The sequence below is a fragment of the Pseudomonas sp. CLCA07 genome (assembly GCF_053615335.1).
The window spans coordinates 6,088,130-6,111,011 of sequence record NZ_CM132131.1; the positions used below are offsets into that span (position 1 = coordinate 6,088,130).

The window sequence follows — 22,882 nt, forward strand, 5'->3', positions numbered from 1 at the left end:
CGGGATGATCGGACTGGACCGCCGCACCGGCCAACTGATTTCCGGCCTCGATCACCTGCGCCAGTCCATCGAGGACATCTTGTCCACGCCCTTGGGCAGCCGACGCATGCGCCCGGAGTACGGCAGCAAGCTGCGGCGTTTTGTCGACCTGCCGGTGAATGACGGCTGGAAAAGTGCCGTGCAGGCGGAAGTGGCCAGCACGCTAGGGCGTTGGGAGCCTCGCCTGAAACTGGGCCGGGTGCGCGCCGTGGCCATTCTCGACGGTCGTATCACCTTTGAGCTGACCGGGCAGTACCTGGGTAGCGACGTGACTTTGGAGGTGTCCGCATGACCATGGAACTGGCGGCCCTGCCGCCGCCGCAAGTGCTGGAAGACCTCGACTTTGAAGAGGTCTACCAGGAGAAACTCGAAGCCTTCCGCCTGAGCATGGGCGACAACTGGAGCGCGGAGCTGGAAAGCGATCCGGTGCTCAAACTGATCGAGCAGGCCGCGTATGGCGCCTTGCAGAACCGGGCGCGGGTCAACGATGCGGGCAAGGCCTTGCTGTTGGCCCATGCTGAGCGGGCCGACCTCGATCACCTGGCGGCCAACGTCAACCTGCAACGCCTGGTGATTCAGGCGGGAGATTCGAGCACGGTGCCACCGACGCCTCAGGTGCTTGAAGAGGACGATGCCCTGCGCGAGCGGGTGCAGCTGTCGTATGAGGGTCTGACCACGGCGGGACCGCGTAATAGCTACATCCTGCATGCGCGCAACGCCTCGGGCCTGGTGGCCGATGCCACGGCGGAAAGTCCGTCACCGGCCGTGGTGGTGGTCACCGTGCTCAGCCTGGAAGGCAGCGGCGCCGCCTCGCCAGAATTGCTGGAAGAGGTCCGGCTGCACCTGAATGACGAGGACGTGCGGCCGGTGGCCGACCGCCTCACGGTGCAGAGCGCCGTGGTCATCGACTACCGCATTGAAGCAGTGCTGTACCCGCAGGCACCCGGTCCAGAAAACGAAGCCTACCTGGCCGAAAGCGAGAAACGCCTGAGTGAGTGGATCAACCCACGCCGCCGCTTGGGTCTGGAAGTGGCGCGCTCGGGGATCGATGCGCAATTGCACATTCCCGGCATCGCCCGGGTCGAGCTGCTGGGCTGGACCGATATCAAGCCGACCAAGGCCGAGGCGGCGTATTGCACCGGCTACAGCGTGACGCTGGGGGCCTGACATGAGTACTCAGTTACCGCTCAACAGCACGCCGCTGGAGCTGGCCGTGGAAGCGGCCAATTACGAAAACACGCTGATCCCGCTGCGCAGTTTGTACAACGCCGACACCTGCCCCGAGCACTTGTTGCCGTATCTGGCTTCGGCCTGGTCGGTGGACCGCTGGAACAACAACTGGACACAGGAAGCCAAGCGCACGGCGATCCGTTCGGCGTACGACGTGCATGCACGCAAAGGCACCATCGGTGCGCTGCGGCGGGTGGTCGAGCCCTTGGGCTATTTGATCGATGTCGTCGAATGGTTCGACACCGTGCCGGAAGGCGTGCCCGGCACCTTCGCCCTGGAGGTCGGCCTGAATGACGCCGGCATCACCGAGGAACTGTACGAGGAACTGGGGTGGTTGATCGACGATGCCCGTCCGGTCAGCCGGCACATGACCAACCTGGCGCTCAGTCTGCAGACCGAGGGGGTGCTGGGCATTGCCGTGTGCGTTGAAGAGGGCGAAGAGATCGACGTGTACCCACCGACCCCGCAAGACATCGACGTGACCGGCACTTTTGGCCCGGCGCTCTGCGTCGATGAAACCGATACTTTGGATGTTTATCCCTATGATTGATAAGACCAGTCAGTTTTTTGCCATTCTCACAGCGGTCGGCGAAGCCAAACATGCCAACGCCATTGCCATGGGCCTGGACTGGATGTTTACCGAGATGGGCCTGGGCGATGCCAACGGCACCGACCCGATTCCCGATCGTCTGCAAACCCAATTGATCAATGAATGGCGTCGCGCACCGATCAACCAGATCCGCGTCGATCCGGCCAATCCCAACACCGTGATCACCGAGCAGATCATTCCGCCCGAGGTGGGCGGTGAGTGGATTCGCGAGATCGGCCTGTACGACGTCGACGGTGATCTGGTGGCGGTGGCCAACTGTGCGCCGAGCTATAAACCGTTGTTGGCGCAAGGCACGGGCAAGACCCAAGTGGTGCGGATGAACTTCATCGTCAGCAGCTCGGCGAACATCGTGCTGAAGATCGACCCGGCGGTGGTGCTGGCCACGCGTGAATACGTCGACCTCGCGATCAGTGAGGCGCTGGCCAAGCTGGATCACAAACAGTCAGCGCGGGTGGCGGCCACGGTCCCCATCACCTTGAGCAATGTGCAGACCATCGATGACGTGGCCGTGGCCGCCGGTGACCGCGTGCTGGTGACCGCCCAGGCAGAGGCCGAGGACAACGGTGTCTATGTCGTCAGCGCCGAAGGCTGGGCCCGGGCCGCCGATGCGGACAACAGCCTGGAAGTGACACCGGGGTTGTTTATCCACGTCGAGCAGGGCACGACCAACGGCGACAGCCTCTGGCAGTTGGTCACCGACGCGCCGATCACCCTCGGCACCACCGGTTTGCAGTTTGAAATGATCGCGGGCGGCAGTGGGGTCGGTGTGGGCACGTTTCGCAGTGTCACCATCGATGCCCTTGGGCGTGTGATCGCGGGCACCAACCCGACCACCCTGGACGGCTACGGCATCACCGATGCCCTGGCAGTGAGTGAAAATCTCGCCGATGTCGAGGATGTGGCTGAGGCTCGCGATAACCTTGGGCTGGGAACCGCCGCGACGGCGGACGTGCAATCCGATCTGGACGATGCCACGGTGGATGCGCTGATGAAGGTCGGGGCTTTTGGGCTGGGTGGGGCGGGTATCAGCCTGGTGGCCGGTACCGACCTCAACACCATTCGCACCGCCGGCTTTTATCGCATTGAAGGCTCGCCAACACATGGTCCCACAGGCCTAACCAACTCCGTCATGATTGTCGGGGTGGGCCGCGACGTGACGTTGCAGTTGATCATTGAATACAGCACCGGGGTTTTGTTCACGCGCGGTGGCAGTGCTTCCGGCGCGACCTGGTCCGCCTGGAAAACCCAGTGGGACAGTGGCTCACTGGTTAAACAGTCGAACGCCTGGGACTCCACGGCGGGGCGCGTATTGCTCAACGGTGCATTTGGCGTCGGAGGAGTAGCCCCCAATTTACCGGGCGATGACTTCAACGCCGCGCAGGTTGGTGGCACCTATACCTATACGGCCGACACCCTGAACCGTCCGAACATCTCCGGCAGTGATCATGGGCTGGTGGTCCACATCGAACGATCGTTTGGCAACCTGGCCTATCAAGAGGCGCGGGTGACGAACAGCGCGAGCGCCTACCGTTACCGAACCGGGGACTTTGCCACCGGAACCTGGGGTGACTGGCAGAGCCTGTGGGACTCCAGCAATCTGGTTAAACAAACCTCTCCCCAAGATGACACCCCAGGCCACGTACTGCTCGCGGGGGCATATGGCTGGGGTCAGGGCGGCATCCTTGTTCCGGATGGAACCGACATTGATACCCTGACGGATGCGGGGGTTTACCGGGTAACCACGGGGCCGAATATTCCTGCTGGCGCCCCGAATTCAACGTTGTTGGTGATGAAAGGGGTGGATGTCACCACTCAACTAATGATTGCCAATAGCAGCGGCACTCTCTATACGCGTGCCCTTATTTACGGCAATGCATGGGGCGCATGGTCTACCAGTTGGGATACTTCCAACTTCGACCCGGCGTTATATCAGCCTTCGTTGGGTTTTACCCCCGTGCAGCAAGGCGGGGGAGTGGGTCAATCAATCAACAAAGTTTTTATTGGCTATCGGGATGATACTGGCGATGTCGGTATACAGGTCGATACGACCGATTTCGGAAAAATCTGGACCGAGAGTAACTTTAACCCGGCGTTATATCAGCTATTGTTGAACTTTACTCCCGTGCAACAAGGTGGTGGAGCAGGTCAGGATGCCAACAAAGTCCATATTGGTTATAGCAATGCCTTGGGCATAGTAAAAGTACAGGTTGATGCCGCTGATATGGGCGCAATGTGGACCGATGCCATTGGTACAGAAAAAGTGCGCAGCGCCATAGCCAGTTTTGTTGTTGGTGCTGTCGGCACTTACGGCATGTTTCGTGCTGCTGCTGGTGGTGCTATTGCTCCCGGCTCCCTTACTGCCGGGGGCAATTTGTTCTACAGCGATGCTTACGGTTTATCGTCTCAAGGCCCACCGGCAGGTACTTGGATGTTGATGGGCTCCCTGAATAACACCGACAACTCAACCGATGACTCTGTATCCATTTATTTGAGGGTGGCGTGATGAACTACACCCATGTATTGACCCCGCAATGGGCTGATGTAGCCCACACCGCCATCAACCTGATACTGGTCACCGAAGAGCTGGACACCATTCCCTTCACGGCCACACCCGATGACTCGACCAGTTACGGTCCGGAGATCTACGCGCGTTTGGTCGCCGGTGAGTATGGCGAGATCGCTGCGTATGAGCCGCCATCGGACGCGGCTTTGTTGCCTGCGGCGCGGGCTCAGCAGCAACGGCTGATGCACGAAGCCGGCCTGGCGGTGGCGCCGTTGCAGGATGCAGTCGATCTGGGCCTGGCCATTGCCGAGCAGGTCGAGCAATTGAGTGCCTGGAAGTTCTACCGCATCGAGCTGAGTGAAGTGCCGCAGCAAGCAGGTTGGCCACGGACGATGGAGTGGCCGGTCAAACCGGATCAGCAGACCCCCTAACGCCCCGCACTGACGGGGCGTTTTGTTTTCCGTTACGCGTTACACGAACCATCCCGAACGCCTCGCTTATGCGGGGCTTTTTCGTTTCTGGAGTATCACTCTATGAGTTTTTTTCACGGTGTCACCGTGTCCCTGGTGGATACCGGGGCACGGCATATCGCCACCCCGTCCGCGTCGATCATCGGCCTGTGCAACACCTTTACCGTGGGCCAGCCGGCCACGGCTGCAGCCAACGAACTGCTGCTGATCACCCGCGAAAGCGAAGCGGTCGCGGCCTGGGGGCCGGATGCGGCGATCACCCAGGACTGCAAGGCCATTTTTAAGCGGTCGAAGGCGGTGATTGTCGCCGTTGGTGTGCCGATACTGGAAGACCCGGCCGAGCAGCTGTCAGCGATCATCGGCGGCGTTTGGGCCGACGGCACCCGGACCGGTATGCAGGCGTTGCTCAACGGCAAAAGCAAGTTCAACGCGCAGCCACGGTTGTTGGTGACTCCGGGGTACTCGTCGACGCTGGCGGTGGCCACCGAGCTGGTGGCACTGGGCGACAAGATGCGGGCCATGGCCATCATCGACGGGCCGAACACCACCGACGAAGCCGCGATCGCCTATGCCGCCAACTTCGGCAGCAAACACGCCTACATGGTCGATCCGGGTGTGCAGTTCTGGGACACCGGGACCAGTGCCACGGTCAACGCGCCGGCCTCGGCCTGGACTGCCGGCCTGTTTGCCTGGACCGATGCCACCTACGGTTTCTGGGCCTCGCCGTCGAACAAGGAGTTTGTTGGCATCACTGGCACCACGCGGCCGATCGAGTTTCTCGACGGCGATGCGTCCTGCCGGGCCAACGTGCTGAACAACGCCAACATCACCACGATCATTCGTGATGACGGCTACCGCCTGTGGGGCAACCGCACGCTGTCCAGTGATCCGAAATGGAAGTTTGTCACCCGCGTGCGCACGCTGGATATCGTCATGGACGCGATCCTCTACGCGCACAAGTGGGCCGTCGACCGCTCGATCACCGCGACCTACGTCAAGGACGTAACCGAAGGCCTTCAGGCGTTCATGCGCGACCTGAAGAACCAGGGCGCCATCATCAACTTTGAAGTCTATGCCGACGAAGAGTTGAACACTTCCAGCGAACTGAGCGACGGCAAGGTGTACTGGAATATCCGTTTCACCGACGTACCGCCGGCCGAAAACCCGAACTTCCGCGTGGAGGTGACCGATCAGTGGATCACTGAAGTGCTGGATACCGCCGCCTAAGGAGGCCGCTTTATGATTCCTGAAGTGCTCTACAACACCAACCTGTTCGTTGACGGTATCAGCCTGCAAGGCGATGTACCGAGCCTGACCTTGCCCAAGCTGACCCTCAAGACCGACGAGTACCGCGCGGGCGGCATGGACGCGGCGGTGGAACTCGACATGGGGATGGAAAAGCTGGAAGCCAGCTTTCTCACCAACGGCGTGCGCCGCGAGGTGCTGAAGTTCTTCGGCCAGGCCGACCTGACCGGGTTCAACGCCTCGTTCCGCGGTGCCTTCAAGGGCCAAAAAGGTGCAATCAAATCGGTGGTCGCCACCCTGCGTGGCAGCCTCAAGGAAGTCGATCCGGGGGACTGGAAACCGGGCGAAAAAGGCGAGTTCAAGTACGCCGTCGCGGTGACCTATTACAAGCTGGAAATCGACGGCAGCGTGATGTTTGAAATCGATCCCCTCAACTCGATCCGCGTCATCGACGGCGTCGACCAACTGGCCGCCGTGCGGTCTGCCCTGGGCATGTAAGGAGCCACACCATGAGCAACGCAAAAAACAACGTCCTGCCCAAGTGGCTGCAACTGGGCGATGGCATTGCCACCGTCATGTTATCCAAAGCGAGCGAGGCCAACGGCATCAAGGTCGACAAGCTGACCCTGCGTGAGCCGACGGTGCGCGAGATGCGCGCCGCCACCTTGCAAGGCGGGAGCAACGAAGAAGAGCAGGAAATGGTCCTGTTCTGCAGCCTGGCGAGCATCGGCCGAGCGGATCTGGAGGGGCTGCTGATGCGTGATTACCGACGTCTGCAGACCGCCTATTTTCGTGTGGGAGCAGACGACGGGGTTTAACCCCAGGCTGCAAAAAGCCCTGGCTAAACGCTTGGCCGTCGAGCTGAACTTTTCGGCGGCCGAGATTCAGGGGCTGTCGTTTTCCGAGATGGTCTGGTGGCTCACGGACTGAGCCCATCCCGTCGCACGTAGGTGATAACCATGTCGAACAAACTCTCGCTCGGGCTGGTGATTGGCGGCGCCGTCGATTCATCCCTGGGCGCCGCCTTCAAGAACGTCAGCGGCGAAATGAAAAAGCTCGAGGCGCAAACCACGCGCGCCAAGGGCTTGCAGAAAGTCATCGGCGAGACCATGCGTCTGCGCGAGGAATGGAAAAAAGCCCACGACAGCGGCGCGGCCAATGCCGGTGCCTTGCTCAAAAAGCTGGAGGCTAACAACAGCAGCCTGCGCAAACAGGGCATTGAAGTCGGGCGCCTGACAAAAGAATACATGGCGCTGGGCAAGGTGGTGCGCAGTGCCGAGTTCAAGGCCAAAGGCATGGGCCAGGTGCAGGACGGGCAGGAAAGCCTGCGCAGCGGGATCGGCACCGCGGTGGCCGGCACCACCCTGGCGGCGGTGCCGACCAAGGTCAGCGCGGATTTTCAGGCGATCATTCGCGACATTGCGATCAAGTCCGGCACCGCCAATACCCAGCAGGAAGTGAACACCGCCCGGGATATCGTCCAGACCTCAAAGGACACCGGCATGGCCAACACCCAAGTGGCCGAGCTGGTGAACCAACTGGTCGGTGGCGGCATGGACCTGACCGAAGCGCTGAAATATGCACCGGTGGCCGCCAAGTTTGCGGTCGGGCAGGGGGCGTCGGGCGCGGATACGGCGAAGATGATTCTGGCGATGCAGAACAACGCCAAGATCACCGACCCGCAGAAAATGGAACAGGCCTTGGCCTCGGTGGCCCTGCTGGGCCAGCAAGGCAGCTTCGAGGCGGCGGACATGGCCAAGTGGTTTCCGGAGCTGTTGGCGCAGATGGCCAGCACCGGCATCACCGGTCAGGAGGCGGTCACGCAACTGGGAGCGATGCTGCAGGTGCAGATCAAGAGCGCCGGCAGTGCCGATGAGGCGGCGAACAACCTGAAAAACTGGGTCGCGAAAATCGGTTCGGAGGAAACGGTCAAAGGCTATGCCGATGCCGGGATTGACTATCAGGGCTCGATGAATGCCGCCATTGGCAAGGGCATGTCGACCTTCGAGGCCAGCTTCGAACTGGCACGCCGGTATGTGGAAAAGACCGATCCGAAAAAGGCCAGGCAGCTGGATCAGGGGCTGACCCAGATCAGCCAGGAGACCGATCCGGCCAAGGCGCAAGCGATGGCCGATGCCTTGGCCGCCACCCTGCGTACCGGCGATCTGTTTGCCGACATGCAGGTCAAGACGGCCCTGATGGCGTACACCCAGAACAAAAAATTCTACGCGGAGCTGAAAAAAGGCGCCTCGGACCCCAACGGCCCGCGCAAGGACATACTCGACAAAAACCTGAATGAACGTCGTGAAACGTCAGCGCAACGCTGGGCCGAAACCGGTCAGGCGTTCAATGATTCGCTGCGGGCCATCGGTGATGCCCTGCGCCCGGCGACGGATGCGCTGGCCAGCGGTATCGGGGCGGCGGCGCGGGGTTTGACCGCGCTGTCCGAGGAAACACCCCAAGTGGTGCTGGGCCTGGCGGCGGTGAGCGCCGGTGCCTTGCTGGCGGGCAAGGCCTGGGCCGCGCTGAAGATCGGCCGGGGCCTGGCGAACATTGCGCGCGGTTCGGTGGGTAGCAAATCCGACATCGTGCAGCGGGTGTTTGTCACCAACCCCGACGACGTCGGTGGCGGGTTGGAGGATGGCGTCGGCAAGGGCCGCAAGGGCAAGTTGCCCATCGGTGGCGCGGTGGCAAAGGGCGTCACCGTGGCGAAACGCCTCGGGCCTTTGGCCCTGGTCGATAGCGGTTTGAAAATAGCGGACACCTATCAGCATGCGAAAACCAAGGATGAAAAAGCCGAGGGCTACGGTAACGCGGTGGGCGGGCTCGTGGGTGGTGTGCTCGGCGGTGCCGCCGCCGGCGCAGCTTTAGGTTCGATCGTCCCCGTGGTCGGTACCGCCATTGGCGGGATTATCGGCGGCATGCTCGGTGCGTGGGGCGGGGGCAAGATAGGGGCGACCATGGGCAAGGCGTTGTTTGGCGGGCCGGACACGCCTGCCAAAGCGCCGATCGGCATCTTGCCCCTGGCCGCCGGCCAGGGCGTTGGCGCGGTCGTACGCTCGATGGAAAACGCTCCCGCTACGCCGGTCACGGCGGCGGCATTGATGGCGACCACGGCGGTAAAAGCACCCGAATGGCCGAAGGTCGATCAGCAGTTCACCTTCGCCCCGGCACCGGTCATTACCGTGCAGGGCGATGTGACAGACCCAGCGCGGTTGGCGCAGGAGTTGATGCCGTACCTGAGCCGTCAGTTCGAGGACTTTGCCCGGGAGGCGCGTGACCGCCAGTTGTTTGATGCGCCCCACGTGGGCTAAGGAAGTGTTATGACGGATGAAAAGACCTACCTGCAACACTTGCAGGGCGGGCTGAAGTACATGGTCGACGCCGGTGAAGCTGGTCGCACTGACCTCGAGTCGATGACCGGGCCCATGAATGGCGCGCTCAATGAAATCAGCGGGGCGGCGGATGCGCTGGAAGGCTTGCCCTTTATCAGCGAGGACCTGAGCGACAAGACCCGGCGTCTGCAAAGTGCAATCAACTCGGCGCAGGCCAAGATCGGCAAGGTGGCCAGCTTTTACAACCAGACCCAGCGCGCGCTGGCCCAGTTTGATGAGCACTTTTCCGCGTTGACTGAGCAGATTGGCCGCTTTGGCGCGGCGTTCAACAAGGTGGCCGGCAAGGCCAATGCCGCGCTGGGCAACATCTTCCCCACCGAATGGTTTGCCGGCGACATGACGCCAATATCCGACGCGGTGAAGCCGTTTCCGCACCTGCTGATCCTCTATCCGCTGAAAGCCAATGAGCGGCCGTATTACTTCAACCTGGACACCGCGGCATTTGACGAACTGCGCCGGCAGACCTCGTTTCGCTGGGCCGCGCAGGAGCGCCTGACCCGGCGTCCGGCGCAACAGGCCGTGGGTCTGGGGGATGAGAAAATCACCATCAAAGGCGCGATCTACCCGAGCTACAAAGGCGGCTTGAAGCAGCTGGATAGGCTGCGCAGCATCGGTGCGAAGTTGCTGCCGCTGAACCTGACCACGGGTTATGGCGAGGTATTGGGCAACTGGTGTTTGACCACTATTGACGAAGAGCAAAGCGCCTTGCTGCCTGGGGCGATCCCGCGCAAGCAAGGCTTTTCATTGGAGTTTGTCCGTTATGGCGATGACTTGCAGAACAGCTGACGGGGATCTGCTCGACACCCTGTGCCACCACTATTACGGCCACCTGAACCGCAGTGTCGAGGCGGTGCTGGCGGCCAATCAGGGCTTGGCCGATGAGCCGCAACCGTTCCGGGCCGGCGTGCTGATCACGCTGCCGGATCTGGTAATCGAGCCCGACAGCGTGATTTCACTTTGGGACTGATCCCGTTACCCAGCCCGCCGTCTGCGGGCTTTTTCTTGTCTGGAGTGCCGACATGCAACCACTTTTCCGCATCGTCGCCGACGGTGCCGACATCACCACCTTGATCAATGATCGACTGGTCTCGCTGCAGCTGTCCGATCGGCCCGGCATGGCTTCAGATTCGTTTGAGCTGCGCATTGATGACCGCGACGGCGCGGTGTCGCTGCCCGTGCGTGGCGCGAGTATCGAGGTCTACCTGGGTTATGCCGGCGCCGACCTGACGCGCATGGGCCGCTACACCGTGGACGAGGTGGCCGTTTCCGGCCCGCCGGACACGCTGGTGATCAGCGGCAAGGCCAGCGACATGCGCGGCAGCGGCAAAACCACGCGCAGCGGTAGCTGGGAAGACGTCAGTCTGGCGCAGATTGTCGGTGACGTGGCAGCGCGCAATGGCTGGCAGCCTTCGTGTCCAGTCGACACCCGCGTGCCGCGCATGGATCAGCTGAATGAGTCCGACTTCAACTTCATCACCCGCCTGGCCAAGAAACACGACTGCACTGCCAAGGTAGCCGACGGCAAGCTGCTGGTCCTGCCGCGACAGGGCGGGCAAAGCGCCAGTGGCAAGGCCTTGGGTGTAATCACCTTGCAACGCAATGACGTGACCCGTTGGCAGTTTCGCTTGAGCGACCGCAGTGCGCATCAAGGGGTCAGCACCCAGTACCAGGACTCGGACAGCGGGGAATTACAGATTTCGCACCTGGACAATCCCAACGTGCCCGAGGGCCTGCCGCCGGTGCACACCGATCGGCATATCTACCCGGACCGCACGGCGGCCGACGAAGCGGCGAAGGCACGATTGGCGGCGTTCAATCGTTCGACGGCCTCGGTGCGCCTCGACCTGCCGGGCCGGACCGACCTGTTTGCCGAAATCATGATCGAGGCGCAAGGCTTCAAGCGCGGGCTCGATGGCGATTACCTGGTGGAGTCGGTCGATCACACCTTCACCCCGTCCGGGTGGACGGTGTCGGTGGAGTGCAATGGCGGCAAGGAGGGCAAGGCCAAGGCCTCCGGCAAGCCGCAGCAAGTCGTGCTTGAAGTGCCGGATTGATCGCCCGGGCGTAAGAGTCGTCCCGAGTCAGAAGTTTCAAAAATCAAAGTAAAAGGAGCGGCCAGGCTGGATGCGTCAACACCCAGCCTGGCCACCGTCCCCGCAGATTGTCCCTGCAAGTCCCGCCAAGGCTCCTGCTCTGTGCACAAAGCAGAGCGAGCCTAGCACCTGTTTATTTATACAGTAAAGGTCTTGCTATCCATGTCTACCCCAATCATTCCTTGGATGGGCGGCAAACGCCGCCTGGCCGATCGCCTCATTCCGCTTTTTCCCCCACACGAATGCTATGTAGAGGTGTTTGCCGGCGGTGCCGCGCTGTACTTCATGCGGCCCCAGGCAGCACCGGTGGAAGTCCTGAACGACATCAACGGTGACTTGGTGACCTTGTACCGCGTGGTGCAGAACCACCTCGAAGAATTTGTGCGCCAGTTCAAATGGGCGCTCAGTTCACGGCAGGTGTTCGAGTGGCAGAAGATGACCCGCGTCGAAACGCTCACCGACATCCAGCGCGCTGCCCGATTTTTCTATCTGCAACACCATGCCTTCGCCGGCAAGGTCTCCGGGCAGACCTTCGGCACTGCGACCACCACCCCGTCGATCAACCTGCTGCGCATCGAAGAAAACCTTTCAGCTGCCTGGCAACGCCTGTCCGGCACCTACGTCGAGAACCTGCCTTGGCTGGAGTGCGCCGAGCGCTACGACCGGCCGCATACCTTCCACTACATGGATCCGCCGTACTGGCAAACCGCCGGCTATGGCGTGGATTTTCCGTTTGAGAATTACGAGCGTATGGCCGACTTCATGCGCCGCTGCAAGGGCAGGGTGATGGTCAGCATCAACGACCACCCCGACATCCGCCGGGTGTTCGAAGGCTTTCACTTTGAGACACTGGATATTCGTTACACCACGAGCAACCAGCGGCAGGGCAAGGCTGAGGTCAGTGGCGAACTGGTGATCATGAACTGGGAGCCAGCGGCGTTGGGAGGACTATTTTGACGTGACTGCCTAGGTCGTCTGCTGCCCGTCGTGACGGGCAGAAATCGGCTGATTCTGTTGAAAAAGTCGCTCTGCCCAAACTGCCTGATCACTGACTGGTGAAAACGCCTTTTTTGCACGCTGCTACGTGAAATCCGAGTCCGGAAGCCTCTGCCAAAAGTAAAGAATTCAACCTCGGACACGTACTTTTCTGATGCGCAAACCATGGCCGACTTTTTCAACAGAATCGGCCAAAAGCGGACGGTTGCGTGTCTAGCGTTCTAGCTTGACTCGCCTTTCTAGACGCCAAGGTAGTGAAAGGGTAACGTGGCGTTCATCCAAGGTGCATAATCTAGGCACCATCAACTTAAACCAAGGATGGAAAGATGCCCATCGTTACGCTGTACAATCATAAGGGTGGCGTGTCTAAAACCACTACCACTTTCAATTTGGCTCACTATCTTGTTGATGACGGCAAAAGAGTCTTACTTGTTGATGCAGACTCCCAGTGCAACCTAACAGAGTTATGCATGGGCACAGTCATAGCGGAATTAGATGCAGTAGCCGAGAAAACCGGAATTATTCAAGAGCTACCGGGCTCAAGTATATTAGACGCCCTAAAGCCGCGTATTGACGGCGAAGTACCTATTGTAGATATTGATAATATTCGTACGGTGGAACTCAAGCCTGGATTGGAACTAATTCGGGGAAGTGTTGATTTAAATTCGATTGAAGATGATATTTCTGAAGCTCATTCTCAGCGCTTTGCGGCGCGCACAAATTTGATGCGCACCTATGTAGCCATTGGCGATATGCTGGAAAGGCTATCTAGCTCCCGAAAGTACGATTACGTATTTATTGATCTGGGCCCCAGTGCAGGCGCGCTTACTCGCTCTTTTTTTCTGGCCTGTGATGCTTTTTTTGTCCCTGTGGCTCCTGATCGTTTTAATGTGCAAGCGATAGCGACGTTGTCTGCAATCGTTGGTCGATGGCTAGACGAACACTCCCAAATTAAAAAAACTTACGAAAGCTTCGGTTTGCCCGTTCGACACGGTACTCCAATTTTCTTGGGTGCTATTTCTCAGTTTTTCAAACTGTACAAAGGTCGACCGAAACCTGGGTTTGAAGTGTGGATGAAACGAATTCCGGAACAAATTACGACCTGCCTTGTTCCCGCTCTGGCGCGGCATTCAAATGCTGAACACGTGATGTGCCCTTGGAAGCCGGAGGAGTACATTGCAGCTCAAATTCCAGACTTTGGAACATTAGCCCCGCTCATGCAGGAGGTCGGCAAGGCGGTGTTTTCCATTAGTCAAGCTGACACCGCCCTTGTCACAGAAGCAGGGGGGCAGTGGGGTGGCAAGACTTGGACTGATGCTGAGCGACGAATGGAGAGCTTTAGAGCTTCGTTTAAGCTGCTTGCCGACCGCTTGGCGGAGGTTAAGTAGTGGCGTTAACATTAGATACTCATTTCGTCGCATTTATTGACATTCTAGGCTTTTCCGCCATGGTTCAATCAGATTGCGAATCCTTCGAAGCGCCTAAATACTTGGAACTACTTTATAGTGCCCATGTAAGAGCAAACGCCTTATTTGCAAAAGATCTAGATGCAACACTTATTCAGTTTTCAGACTCTATAGTCCTGAGCCGGCCCTTTGATATGTCGGAGCTTAAGGGTTTTTTAGAAACCATTGCTAAATGGCAACAGATGCTTCTGTTAGATGGCTTGCTATGTCGTGGTGGAATTACATTTGGCAAGCATTTCTCTAAAGAAAAATTCTTGTTTAGCAAGGCAATGATTGATGCGTACCATCTCGAAAGCGCGAAAGCGCGATATCCCCGCATCATAATATCGGAAGATCTTTTGCAGCTTGCAAAAACTTCAGTTTCATTGGACGAACTTCCATTGACTCATCAGGACGACGGTGCTGCTTTTGTTGATTTTTTAACAATTGACGAAGCAGCATCGGCAGATGCTATCGTAGCTGCCGTTTCGGTGATTAGAGAGAAAACTAAATATGAACCCAGTGCTGTCCAAGAAAAAATTAATTGGCTATTGAGATATACGGATCATAAGTTCAAAAGTTCAAACGCACCGCCGCAATTCTGCTAATTATCTTAGTTGAGCGATATGACTTGCCTTGAGGTGAGTCGTATCCACATCTTACTGGAAGCTTTCGGCAGGTTTCTGCCTGTCGCCAGCGTCACTTTGGGTCGATTGCTGCCAGCCACGATCCGAATCATCAGAATTTTCGGTGTTGGATTGGAATAACATCGAAAGGACATCTGAATAACCGTGGCCTCCAGCGCCCTAAGATTTAATCCACGCCACTTTCGTGCCACCAGACTTTGCCGGCCCCAGCGAACGAAGTGAGCGCTTTGACCACATTGTTAGTTTGTAGCCAACCGACAAATATCATGATTCAGCAGTCTTGTTCTTTCGAACTTTCACGCGAACTCTACGACCACGCCCACCTTTAGCCGTGTAGAGGATAAAAAACAAATACCCGCCCCTTGCCTTCTCCACGATGTCATCAGTCTGATCAGCTAAGCCGATCCATTGATCTCCGACTTCAAAGCGATACGGGAGACGTTGGGATTGCGATGGTTGAGTGACGATGAAAGCCTCGGAAGCCTTCCGCCGAATGACGTATGCCCGCCACCAAGAATCAAAGTACATACCTCCCAAGTTTGTGATGGTGGTAGGTTGGTCACCGACATTCCATGCTGTTATGGAGATGTATGTTTTCGGATCTGTAATTGGACCACCAAAGATCTTCATCCCAGCGGACGCGGATAAATCGATCTTTGCTCCAGAAGCCAACCATTTGTATGCGTCCCAGCCTAGAACGAAAGTTGAAACCACCGCTGCATAGGCAGCAATTCCGAGAGTTAATAACTCGTTGGAGTTGAAGGTGTAAGGTGCTACGGAAGTCAAAGCCATTGCGTTTTTCCGTTATTGGGGGAATAAGGGCCAGACCACGATATCCCGGCACACCGCCAGACGTATACCCGACTGGATTAATTCCCTTATCTCCAGTCAGATTGGTTCCGGTGGTATTGATCACAGCCTCAGAACTTTAATATGTCCGTTCCAGTGGGCGAGGAGCACGCGAGAATCTCGTGAGCGCTTTTGGCCGATTTCTGCCTTCCACGACCGGCTCAAACCGACCCAATGCTGACATTCAGACAAGTGTCTATTGGGCGAATAGTAGACGGTGAGCCTGCTTTTTAGAGAAGGCTCCGCCGTTGTGTCACTGTTGCGTGACGGGGCAGCTCACTTCACCAGCTCGACTTCGCTCGGACGCCAGGTTTTGGCGAAGAACGGCTCCAGCGGGCTATAGAGGCGCAGACATGGGAAGAAGCCTTTGCCGGGCATGGTTTGGATCCAGTTGCCGCGTGCCACTCCTTTAGGTTGCTGCGGCCCAAAGTAGACCGTCGTCGTCCCGTCAGCGTTTGGCTCCGCAGCCGGTGATGGGAAGCTTTGGCTGCCGGAGCGCGGATACCGCTGTGGTGTGTCGAGCATCGACCGAGTCATGTTGTCGTAAAGCGTGAACGACCAGAATTTTTCTGCGGGGATGTCCTTCGGCAGGCTGACCTTGTAGGTCTTGGCGCCATCGAAGTAGTTATTCTGAGCGTCGACCATAGTCCACAAATACGTCGAACCAGCGCCGGGTAGTCGCATGGCCATCGCGGGTGTGATGCCGGTGACGCCGTAGAAGAAGGCTGAACGCGCATTTAGTTGGCGGTAGCCGGTCGCAGGGAAAGGCTTCACTCCCTCCGGCGTGATCTGCGGAATCGGCGTTTCGAACTCGTGGCCAGTGGCGAACAGCATGTTCTGCCAATTCGCATTGTCGTAGTAATACCATGACTTATCGCGCGGACTCATGAACAGGCTGCGTGACGTCGCGTTGGCTACCACCAGCGCTTCCATGAGAATCTTCTTCATTCGCGCATCAGGTGCAAAGGGCTTGCCCTTAACGATCCCGATGGCGGCGATTGGCCCCATCAACTCGGGGTCGAGGCTGGTGGCCGGTTCCTGCTGCACGACCTCGTTCAACATTTCGAAATATGAAAAGTCGTTCGGCGGAATGGTGTTCATCACCTTGCCGCTGCCTTCATGGAACGCGGTCGGCGGTGGCGGAGTGACCGCGCTAAGCTTGGCCTTGCCCGCTAAGAACTCGGCAATTGGTGTGCCGACACCGCCAGCCTTGTAGGGATAGACCTTGGTGAGTTTCTTGATCTGTTCGACCACCGGCTTGGGATCGTTGCCGTTCTCGATGAACGCGCGCGCGAACCAAACGCCGTGTGTGGTCTTGGAGTGGGCGACGTTGAACTCCCCTTCTGGCAATGGGCCTTCGTAGCCCGGCGGCACGATTAGATATTTCCCTCCTTGGCCGCGATCAGGGCCTGGCACGCCCATGTCGATAATCCAGCGGAACCAAGCATCCTGGGCGGTGCCGAGGACTCCTGGCGGGACTTCCACCACCATCGGCCCCTTCGAGAGGTCGAAACCGGAGATGATATAGATCGTGTCGGCGTTGGGCGTCAGGAACAGCGATTTGGAATCCATCAGCTCCGAGAAGACGATCACCTCGTTGTCTTTCACGCCGATGTCCTGCAGACCCTTGCGGATAGCGTGGATGCTGACGCCTTGCAGAGTGTCCGAAAACGCGCGAGTCGCGTGCGAGAAGTCCAGTTGCTCATAGACTTTGTCGACCGTCGCCTCGTTCGGCTGGCCGTCCAGGAATTCCAGCGTGCCGAGGCGGGTTTCGCTCTTGGCGGGCGTCGTGAGCGACTCAGGGATCGTCTCGGCCCATGCGCAGGTAGCGAGCAACAGGCTGGCAATCACAGCGCCGCCCTGTCCGATGGTGGTGCGGGGGAACGTTTTCATGGATACCACTCCTTGTGTGTTTGCGATGCCTCGCATAGCTCTTAATCCGGGGGTTCACTCCTTTTCAGCTGAGGCCAGCGTCACGGTGAGCACCGTCGGAACGGCTGACCTACTACAGTTATTGCGCACCATTGTCGGAGCAGCACGTTCTGCGTGATCAGTTCTTCCAGCAGGCAGAGCATAGGTGCACATTTGCCATTGCTCCAACCACAGGCGGCTTTTGGCCGATCGCAGTCTCTCGCGTGCCATCAGCAAGCCGACCTGGCCCCGCAAACGCGGATCGCCAGCAATCATGAAAATGCATTTCATACCGCATCCTGGTGTTAGCTGAGGCATAAAGATGAATCTTGAGCTTAAACGATCGTTTTTGGTTCGGGGGTAAGGCCGTCTAGCATCCCACGAAGGCGGTCTGCTTCGCGCTTGTTCCCTCTGGCCATAATGTCGAGGTCGTACAGTTGCTTGCGGACGATTGCGAGCTGTCCGGATCTGTGCCGGAGATTGCTCATTGCTTCATCGCGTTGCGCAACGACTTCGTCGTACATTTGCACCAGCCCGTAAATGTCCTCCCGTGCCTTCCTCAATTGCAGGCTCAGTTCCTGCACCTCGTTTTCCAGCATGCGCAGGTAGTGAGTACAGGTCTCAAGTTCGGTCGGGCATCCCAGCCAGTCGCTGGTGTCTTCGATGTCGTACGGGTCCATAATCATGCCTTATAAGCACTGTTCATATATACAGTAATCGAGGCGTGAGATTTGGGCGAGAGCGAATCGACAAGCAGTAGAAAATTTGGAGTTGTTAGCGGTTGGCAGAACGCCGGAGGTTTGGGCCAATTTTTGGGCCAATGGAGAGAAATGCCGGGGGTTGATGCGGCTTGAGACCCCCGTATTTACTGGCTGGAGCCCGCAGAAACACCCGATTAAAACTGCATCGTGATGTTAGCTGTAGAGATCAAAGGTTTTTCCTGCGAAGCATTCAGAGTAGCTAGGGTTGCGGCAGTACCGATTCAGTACCCGTTTCCGGTATTCAAACCACGGGAAATGCATCCCGGTCAGAAGCGGAAGGTCCATCTGGCAATAAGTGGACAGCAGCATATGGAGCGCTTGGCCCGAGTCGAAGTGCGCTGAGACAGGGTTCATTCCCGTCATCAACCAAGGGGGGCGCGTAATGTTTGGCGGCGATTGTACTGGTCTGGCTCTTTAAACGATAGGGCGTTAAGACCGCGCGGGTGCATTGACGGTATCCGCGAACAGATTTTCACACCTGAATGCTAACTATTTGTGACAAACAGTGGCTAAAATGCGATTTTTCAACACGGTGGCCGATAGCCGCTACCGGTTCGACGACGGCGCTATCGGGCCCGCTGTTTCGTTTTCAGACGCTGCACAAGTCCATTGGCCGACAGGCTGGCAGGGAAGGCAGTTTGTTCACTTCTGACGTGTGACGATTTCTGTGAAACTGATCATTGCCTTTATTTACGTTGCCTCTATTGCGTACGTCCACCTGCGCGGTCGCGTGCGCCACAAGCTGGGCCGCCAACTGAGTGATCACTCTACGTTCCTGGCGCCGCTCAATTGCTTCCTTTATCTGTTTTCGAAAATTCCCAACAAGCCCTATCTCAATCCAGCGGACTTCCCAGACCTAAGCCCGTTGCAGACGCATTGGCAAGAAATTCGCGCCGAAGGCCAGCACCTGCTGAAGGCGGGGGAGATCAAACGCTCGGATCAATACGACGATGTTGGCTTCAACTCGTTCTTCAAGACGGGCTGGAAACGGTTTTACCTGAAGTGGTACGGCGACAGCCATCCTTCGGCGATGAAGCTCTGCCCGCGCACCACTGAGCTGGTGCAAGGCATCGGCTCGATCAAGGCGGCGATGTTCGCCCAATTGCCACCGGGTTCCAGACTGGTCCGGCACCGCGATCCTTATGCCGGGTCCTACCGTTATCACTTGGGCCTGGAAACGCCGAACGATGCCGGTTGCTATATCAATGTCGACGGCGAGAACTACCACTGGCGCGATGGCGAAGCGGTGATGTTCGACGAAACGTTCATTCATTACGCGGAAAACACCACGCAACAGAACCGAATCATTCTGTTCTGTGATGTCGAGCGTCCGATGAAATACCGCTGGGCGGCGGCGTTCAATGGCTGGTTCAGCCGTCACGTAATGTCGGCGGCGGGCGCGCCGAACGAAGAGGGCGACAGGACGGGCGGCATTAACCTTTTGTTTACCAGAGTCTACAAAGTCCGCCTGAGGGCTAAAGCGCTGAAGAAAACCAATCGCAAGCTTTACTATTTTGGGAAATGGGGGATTTTTGGTGGGTTGCTGGCGGTGTTTGTCCTGATCTGAATTATGTGTTGTGGCGGATTAAGCTATCGCGAGCAAGCTCGGCTCCTACAATGGATTTGCGGCGTACACAAATCCATTGTAGGAGCCGAGCTTGCTCCGGGCGGCGTTCCGACGATGAGGCCATAACAAACACCGCAAAATCCGGAACTAGCCTCGAGAAGCCTTCGTGGCTTTTTTCTGCGCAGCTGGTTTGGCTTTCCCTGCGCCCTTGTTACCCAGGCTGCGTTTCAGCAACTCGGTCAAGTCGATTACATCCGCCGTTTTGCGCTCTTCTTCACCCGTCGCCGTCTCGACGTCCTCTATCTTGCCTTCATTGGCCTTCTTCTCGACCAGCGCCATAATCTTGTCTTCAAAACTGTCGCGATAGTCCTCGGGTTTCCAGTCGGCGCTCATGTCTTGCACCAGACGCTTGGCCATATCGAGTTCGCCCTTGGCCAGTTCGGGCTTGGTCACGTCGCTGCCCAACTCAAGCGTATCGAGGCTGCGCACTTGCGCTGGCCAGCGCAGCATCACCAACACCATCGCCGATTCCAGCGGCATCAACGCTGCCAGGTGCTGGCGAGTGTGCAACACGACATGGGCGAGGGCGACTTTATTGGTTTTGCTCAACGTTTCGCGCAACAGCGCGTACACCTTGCCGCCGCGTTTATCCGGGGCGAGGTAGTAGGGCGTATCAATGTTTTGCAGAGGGATCTGCTCACTGTCGACAAAGGCAAAGATGTCGATGGTTTGCGTGGATAACGGGTGCGCCGACTTGATCTCTTCTTCGCTGAGGACCACGTACCGACCCTTTTCGTACTGCACACCTTTGACGATGTGCTCCTTGGTGACTTCCTTGCCGGTGACCTTGTTCACGCGTTTGTACCCGACCGGCTCCATGCTGCGGCTGTCGAGCCAGTCGAAATCCACCCCCTGGGAAGACGTCGCCGACACCAGCGCTACAGGGATATGCACCAGCCCAAAACTGATAGCGCCTTTCCAGATTGCCCGTGCCATGGTCGTCTTCTCGCATGTGATGATCAGGTGACCTTTGGCCTGAAGCAAAAGTTTCAGCCGGTTGTGGACCCCGGCCGGGTGGGGTGGTCGTCTCGTGTTACATCTTATGAAAGAGGTTTTAGTTAACAAATCCGAACCCCGGGCGTAGCGTGCTATCGAAGACTCTATCCACCAAGAGAGGCTCCCCCATGAACAGATATATGCTCGGCTGCGCCGTATTGGCGCTGAGTGGTTTGCTGAGCAGTCTGGCGCACGCGACGCCATCGCCATTATTGCTGCTGGCCCAAAGCCCGACAGGGGCTTCGAGCAATCCTTACAACAGCCCGATTCGCCGCGCCAACCCGAACAGCATGCAAGGCTCGCAATCCAGCGCCCCGGCCATACGAGGGCCAAATACCGTGCCGGTGCCGCGCCCTCCGACCCTGGAAAACGGCGGCATTGGCAACCGTTACCCCCAAAGTCAATCGGCTCCCGCCAGCCCACCGATATTCATTCCCAATCCACCTCCGCGAGATGCAGGCACCAGCAACCGTTGAATAGGAACGACAAAAGGAATCGTGCATGTTGCGTAAAACCCTCTTGGCTACCCTGTGTGCTTGCGCACAGATCACCGCTGCAACGCCCGTTTTTGCCGCGCCGGTCCAGGAACTGGAAAGCGAACAGGGCACCCTTGAAGTCGCCACGATCACCAAGGGGCTGGAACATCCGTGGTCGCTCGCGTTCCTGCCGGATCGCGAGGGCATGTTGGTTACCGAGCTGCCGGGCAACCTGCGTGTCGTCAGCGTTGACGGCGAACTGTCCGCCCCGATTGATGGCGTGCCGAAGGTCTGGGCCAAGGGGCAGGGCGGCTTGCTGGATGTGGTGCTGTCCCCCGACTTCAGGCAGGACCGTACGGTGTATCTGTCGTATGCCGAAGGTGACGGCGCGGGCAACAAGGCGGGTACGGCGGTCGGTCGAGGGCAATTGTCCGAAGACCTGAAAACGCTCCAGGACTTCCAAGTGATCTTTCACCAGGAGCCGAAGCTCTCTGTCGGCAACCACTTTGGCTCGCGACTGGTGTTTGATCGCGACGGCTATCTGTTCATCACGCTCGGCGAAAACAATGACCGGCCAACGGCCCAGGACCTCGACAAGCTACAAGGCAAAGTCGTACGGATCTACCCGGACGGCCAAGTGCCGGACGATAACCCCTTTGTCGGTCAAGCCGGCGTGCGCCCGGAAATCTGGTCCTATGGCCAGCGTAACCCGCAGGGCGCTGCGCTCAATCCGTGGACCGGCGTGCTCTGGGAGAACGAGCATGGGCCTCAAGGCGGCGACGAGCTGAACATCATCGAGCGAGGTAGAAACTACGGCTGGCCGCTCGCAACCCACGGTATCAACTATTCCGGTCAGCCGATCCCGGAAGCCAAGGGCAAGACCGTCGAAGGCACCGTGGGGCCTCATCATGTCTGGGAAAAGTCCCCGGGGCTGAGCGGGATGGCGTTCTACGACGGTGATCGATTCAAGGCCTGGCAGCACAACGTGTTCATCGGCGCGCTGGTTAGCCAGGAGTTGATCCGCTTGCAGTTTGATGGCGATAAAGTCGTTCACGAGGAACGCTTGCTCGGTGAGCTCAAGGCCCGGATCCGGGATGTGCGGCAAGGCCCGGATGGGTATTTGTATGTGTTGACCGACGAAGACGACGGCGCGTTGTACAAGGTTGGCCTGAAATAACCAGGGTACTGGGGCTCTGGCTCGCTCCCACAGGTATGTAAACGCCACATATCCAACGTAGGAGCGAGCCTGCTCGCGAAGGCAATCTCAACAACACTATTTTCGGGTTTGCAGCCCCCGAACGACGAGATACAACAATGGCCCGACAGACACAAAAATCGCCGTGATCAACAGATAGGGCATCACCGACGCCACCGACCGCCCCCGCTTGCGCGCATCCTTATAGATCCAGATTGCCGCCAGCGTCGCCAACAGGTAAAGATCAATCACCACCTGCGCAGTATCCGGCCGCGACATCAGGCGGATACCGAAATCAACCAACGACTGTTCAGCCTGGAGCATCACCGAAACGGTGTATCCGGAAAAGGCAATCAAAGCAACGAGGGGCAGGGCGACAGACTTCATGGTTTCC

24 protein-coding genes are annotated in these 22,882 nt (G+C 58.2%); 18 read left to right on the top strand and 6 right to left on the bottom strand.

What is annotated here, in order from left to right; translation table 11 throughout:
• Window positions 1-4 precede the first annotated feature (4 nt).
• The 15 genes from ACWGZX_RS27980 (at window position 5) to ACWGZX_RS28050 (ending at window position 14,634) form a co-directional block, all read left to right on the top strand.
• The gene (locus ACWGZX_RS27980; protein WP_043302559.1) at window positions 5-331 is read left to right on the top strand and encodes a GPW/gp25 family protein; all 327 of its coding nucleotides are present in this window, start codon (window positions 5-7) and stop codon (window positions 329-331) included.
• Window positions 328-1,206, top strand: a complete 879-nt coding sequence (locus tag ACWGZX_RS27985) for a baseplate assembly protein (RefSeq protein WP_452626371.1) — start codon at window positions 328-330, stop codon at window positions 1,204-1,206. Before ACWGZX_RS27980 ends, ACWGZX_RS27985 begins: the two co-directional genes overlap by 4 nt.
• 1 nt (window position 1,207) lies before the next feature.
• Window positions 1,208-1,819: a phage tail protein I gene (locus ACWGZX_RS27990; protein ID WP_452626372.1), complete on the top strand. Its 612-nt coding sequence runs from the start codon at window positions 1,208-1,210 to the stop codon at window positions 1,817-1,819.
• On the top strand, window positions 1,812-4,382 hold the full coding sequence (locus ACWGZX_RS27995; RefSeq protein ID WP_452626373.1) for a phage tail-collar fiber domain-containing protein: 2,571 nt from the start codon (window positions 1,812-1,814) through the stop codon (window positions 4,380-4,382). Before ACWGZX_RS27990 ends, ACWGZX_RS27995 begins: the two co-directional genes overlap by 8 nt.
• Window positions 4,382-4,813 (top strand): tail fiber assembly protein, encoded by a 432-nt coding sequence (locus tag ACWGZX_RS28000; RefSeq protein WP_452626374.1) that lies wholly within the window; start codon window positions 4,382-4,384, stop codon window positions 4,811-4,813. The genes ACWGZX_RS27995 and ACWGZX_RS28000 overlap by 1 nt, the downstream gene beginning before the upstream one ends.
• Before the next feature lie 102 nt (window positions 4,814-4,915).
• Window positions 4,916-6,079, top strand: a complete 1,164-nt coding sequence (locus ACWGZX_RS28005; protein WP_452626375.1) for a phage tail sheath subtilisin-like domain-containing protein — start codon at window positions 4,916-4,918, stop codon at window positions 6,077-6,079.
• 12 nt (window positions 6,080-6,091) lie between these two features.
• Window positions 6,092-6,595 (top strand): phage major tail tube protein, encoded by a 504-nt coding sequence (locus ACWGZX_RS28010; protein ID WP_452626376.1) that lies wholly within the window; start codon window positions 6,092-6,094, stop codon window positions 6,593-6,595.
• Window positions 6,596-6,606: 11 nt separating this feature from the next.
• Window positions 6,607-6,915, top strand: a complete 309-nt coding sequence (locus ACWGZX_RS28015; RefSeq protein WP_452626377.1) for a phage tail assembly protein — start codon at window positions 6,607-6,609, stop codon at window positions 6,913-6,915.
• A gap of 141 nt (window positions 6,916-7,056) precedes the next feature.
• Complete coding sequence (locus tag ACWGZX_RS28020; protein ID WP_452626378.1) at window positions 7,057-9,411, top strand: phage tail tape measure protein; 2,355 nt, start codon at window positions 7,057-7,059, stop codon at window positions 9,409-9,411.
• Between the two features lie 9 nt (window positions 9,412-9,420).
• Complete coding sequence (locus ACWGZX_RS28025) at window positions 9,421-10,278, top strand: phage tail protein (RefSeq protein ID WP_452626379.1); 858 nt, start codon at window positions 9,421-9,423, stop codon at window positions 10,276-10,278.
• Window positions 10,253-10,459: a tail protein X gene (locus ACWGZX_RS28030; protein WP_027923855.1), complete on the top strand. Its 207-nt coding sequence runs from the start codon at window positions 10,253-10,255 to the stop codon at window positions 10,457-10,459. The genes ACWGZX_RS28025 and ACWGZX_RS28030 overlap by 26 nt, the downstream gene beginning before the upstream one ends.
• A 52-nt stretch (window positions 10,460-10,511) precedes the next feature.
• Entirely contained in the window at window positions 10,512-11,546 is a 1,035-nt protein-coding gene (locus ACWGZX_RS28035) for a phage late control D family protein (protein ID WP_452626380.1), read from the top strand.
• Between the two features lie 201 nt (window positions 11,547-11,747).
• Window positions 11,748-12,542, top strand: a complete 795-nt coding sequence (locus tag ACWGZX_RS28040; protein WP_452626381.1) for a DNA adenine methylase — start codon at window positions 11,748-11,750, stop codon at window positions 12,540-12,542.
• A gap of 365 nt (window positions 12,543-12,907) precedes the next feature.
• Window positions 12,908-13,969 carry a ParA family protein gene (locus tag ACWGZX_RS28045; protein ID WP_452626382.1) on the top strand — a complete coding sequence of 354 codons (1,062 nt, stop codon included), beginning with the start codon at window positions 12,908-12,910 and terminating at the stop codon, window positions 13,967-13,969.
• Window positions 13,969-14,634, top strand: a complete 666-nt coding sequence (locus ACWGZX_RS28050; RefSeq protein WP_452626383.1) for a hypothetical protein — start codon at window positions 13,969-13,971, stop codon at window positions 14,632-14,634. The genes ACWGZX_RS28045 and ACWGZX_RS28050 overlap by 1 nt, the downstream gene beginning before the upstream one ends.
• A gap of 303 nt (window positions 14,635-14,937) precedes the next feature.
• Here the strand turns inward: ACWGZX_RS28050 and ACWGZX_RS28055 are convergent, their stop codons facing one another.
• From ACWGZX_RS28055 to ACWGZX_RS28070, 4 genes are all read right to left on the bottom strand, one after another.
• Window positions 14,938-15,465 carry a hypothetical protein gene (locus ACWGZX_RS28055; protein WP_452626384.1) on the bottom strand — a complete coding sequence of 176 codons (528 nt, stop codon included), beginning with the start codon at window positions 15,463-15,465 and terminating at the stop codon, window positions 14,938-14,940.
• A gap of 333 nt (window positions 15,466-15,798) precedes the next feature.
• On the bottom strand, window positions 15,799-17,415 hold the full coding sequence (locus ACWGZX_RS28060; RefSeq protein WP_452626385.1) for a DUF1254 domain-containing protein: 1,617 nt from the start codon (window positions 17,413-17,415) through the stop codon (window positions 15,799-15,801).
• Between the two features lie 54 nt (window positions 17,416-17,469).
• Entirely contained in the window at window positions 17,470-17,724 is a 255-nt protein-coding gene (locus ACWGZX_RS28065) for a hypothetical protein (RefSeq protein ID WP_452626386.1), read from the bottom strand.
• A 44-nt stretch (window positions 17,725-17,768) separates the two neighbouring features.
• Window positions 17,769-18,113 (bottom strand): hypothetical protein, encoded by a 345-nt coding sequence (locus tag ACWGZX_RS28070; protein WP_452626387.1) that lies wholly within the window; start codon window positions 18,111-18,113, stop codon window positions 17,769-17,771.
• 748 nt (window positions 18,114-18,861) lie between these two features.
• Between ACWGZX_RS28070 and lpxO the strand changes: the two genes are divergently transcribed.
• The gene (gene lpxO, locus ACWGZX_RS28075; RefSeq protein ID WP_452626388.1) at window positions 18,862-19,761 is read left to right on the top strand and encodes a lipid A hydroxylase LpxO; all 900 of its coding nucleotides are present in this window, start codon (window positions 18,862-18,864) and stop codon (window positions 19,759-19,761) included.
• A gap of 147 nt (window positions 19,762-19,908) precedes the next feature.
• Here lpxO and ku read toward each other — a convergent pair whose 3' ends face one another.
• On the bottom strand, window positions 19,909-20,757 hold the full coding sequence (ku, locus tag ACWGZX_RS28080) for a non-homologous end joining protein Ku (protein WP_452626389.1): 849 nt from the start codon (window positions 20,755-20,757) through the stop codon (window positions 19,909-19,911).
• Window positions 20,758-20,945: 188 nt separating this feature from the next.
• Between ku and ACWGZX_RS28085 the strand changes: the two genes are divergently transcribed.
• Both ACWGZX_RS28085 and ACWGZX_RS28090 read left to right on the top strand, forming a co-directional pair.
• A complete protein-coding gene (locus ACWGZX_RS28085; RefSeq protein ID WP_452626390.1) occupies window positions 20,946-21,293 on the top strand; it encodes a hypothetical protein in 348 nt (115 codons plus the stop codon).
• A 25-nt stretch (window positions 21,294-21,318) separates the two neighbouring features.
• The gene (locus tag ACWGZX_RS28090; protein WP_452626391.1) at window positions 21,319-22,470 is read left to right on the top strand and encodes a PQQ-dependent sugar dehydrogenase; all 1,152 of its coding nucleotides are present in this window, start codon (window positions 21,319-21,321) and stop codon (window positions 22,468-22,470) included.
• A 96-nt stretch (window positions 22,471-22,566) separates the two neighbouring features.
• Here ACWGZX_RS28090 and ACWGZX_RS28095 read toward each other — a convergent pair whose 3' ends face one another.
• Window positions 22,567-22,875: a DUF2834 domain-containing protein gene (locus ACWGZX_RS28095; protein WP_452629079.1), complete on the bottom strand. Its 309-nt coding sequence runs from the start codon at window positions 22,873-22,875 to the stop codon at window positions 22,567-22,569.
• Window positions 22,876-22,882 lie beyond the last annotated feature (7 nt).

Bases quoted from the DNA above. Each gene is read 5' to 3' on its own strand.
- ACWGZX_RS28010 (WP_452626376.1), top strand. From the start codon at position 6,092: ATGATTCCTGAAGTGCTCTACAACACCAACCTGTTCGTTGACGGTATC.
- ACWGZX_RS27980 (WP_043302559.1), top strand. From the start codon at position 5: ATGATCGGACTGGACCGCCGCACCGGCCAACTGATTTCCGGCCTCGAT.
- ACWGZX_RS28085 (WP_452626390.1), top strand. From the start codon at position 20,946: ATGAACAGATATATGCTCGGCTGCGCCGTATTGGCGCTGAGTGGTTTG.
- ACWGZX_RS28095 (WP_452629079.1), bottom strand. From the start codon at position 22,875: ATGAAGTCTGTCGCCCTGCCCCTCGTTGCTTTGATTGCCTTTTCCGGA.
- ACWGZX_RS27995 (WP_452626373.1), top strand. From the start codon at position 1,812: ATGATTGATAAGACCAGTCAGTTTTTTGCCATTCTCACAGCGGTCGGC.
- ACWGZX_RS28025 (WP_452626379.1), top strand. From the start codon at position 9,421: ATGACGGATGAAAAGACCTACCTGCAACACTTGCAGGGCGGGCTGAAG.
- ACWGZX_RS28055 (WP_452626384.1), bottom strand. From the start codon at position 15,465: ATGGCTTTGACTTCCGTAGCACCTTACACCTTCAACTCCAACGAGTTA.
- ACWGZX_RS28090 (WP_452626391.1), top strand. From the start codon at position 21,319: ATGTTGCGTAAAACCCTCTTGGCTACCCTGTGTGCTTGCGCACAGATC.
- ACWGZX_RS28020 (WP_452626378.1), top strand. From the start codon at position 7,057: ATGTCGAACAAACTCTCGCTCGGGCTGGTGATTGGCGGCGCCGTCGAT.
- ACWGZX_RS28035 (WP_452626380.1), top strand. From the start codon at position 10,512: ATGCAACCACTTTTCCGCATCGTCGCCGACGGTGCCGACATCACCACC.
- ACWGZX_RS27985 (WP_452626371.1), top strand. From the start codon at position 328: ATGACCATGGAACTGGCGGCCCTGCCGCCGCCGCAAGTGCTGGAAGAC.
- ku (WP_452626389.1), bottom strand. From the start codon at position 20,757: ATGGCACGGGCAATCTGGAAAGGCGCTATCAGTTTTGGGCTGGTGCAT.
- ACWGZX_RS28060 (WP_452626385.1), bottom strand. From the start codon at position 17,415: ATGAAAACGTTCCCCCGCACCACCATCGGACAGGGCGGCGCTGTGATT.
- ACWGZX_RS28005 (WP_452626375.1), top strand. From the start codon at position 4,916: ATGAGTTTTTTTCACGGTGTCACCGTGTCCCTGGTGGATACCGGGGCA.
- ACWGZX_RS28030 (WP_027923855.1), top strand. From the start codon at position 10,253: ATGGCGATGACTTGCAGAACAGCTGACGGGGATCTGCTCGACACCCTG.
- ACWGZX_RS28040 (WP_452626381.1), top strand. From the start codon at position 11,748: ATGTCTACCCCAATCATTCCTTGGATGGGCGGCAAACGCCGCCTGGCC.
- ACWGZX_RS27990 (WP_452626372.1), top strand. From the start codon at position 1,208: ATGAGTACTCAGTTACCGCTCAACAGCACGCCGCTGGAGCTGGCCGTG.
- ACWGZX_RS28000 (WP_452626374.1), top strand. From the start codon at position 4,382: ATGAACTACACCCATGTATTGACCCCGCAATGGGCTGATGTAGCCCAC.
- ACWGZX_RS28070 (WP_452626387.1), bottom strand. From the start codon at position 18,113: ATGGACCCGTACGACATCGAAGACACCAGCGACTGGCTGGGATGCCCG.
- ACWGZX_RS28065 (WP_452626386.1), bottom strand. From the start codon at position 17,724: ATGAAATGCATTTTCATGATTGCTGGCGATCCGCGTTTGCGGGGCCAG.
- ACWGZX_RS28045 (WP_452626382.1), top strand. From the start codon at position 12,908: ATGCCCATCGTTACGCTGTACAATCATAAGGGTGGCGTGTCTAAAACC.
- ACWGZX_RS28015 (WP_452626377.1), top strand. From the start codon at position 6,607: ATGAGCAACGCAAAAAACAACGTCCTGCCCAAGTGGCTGCAACTGGGC.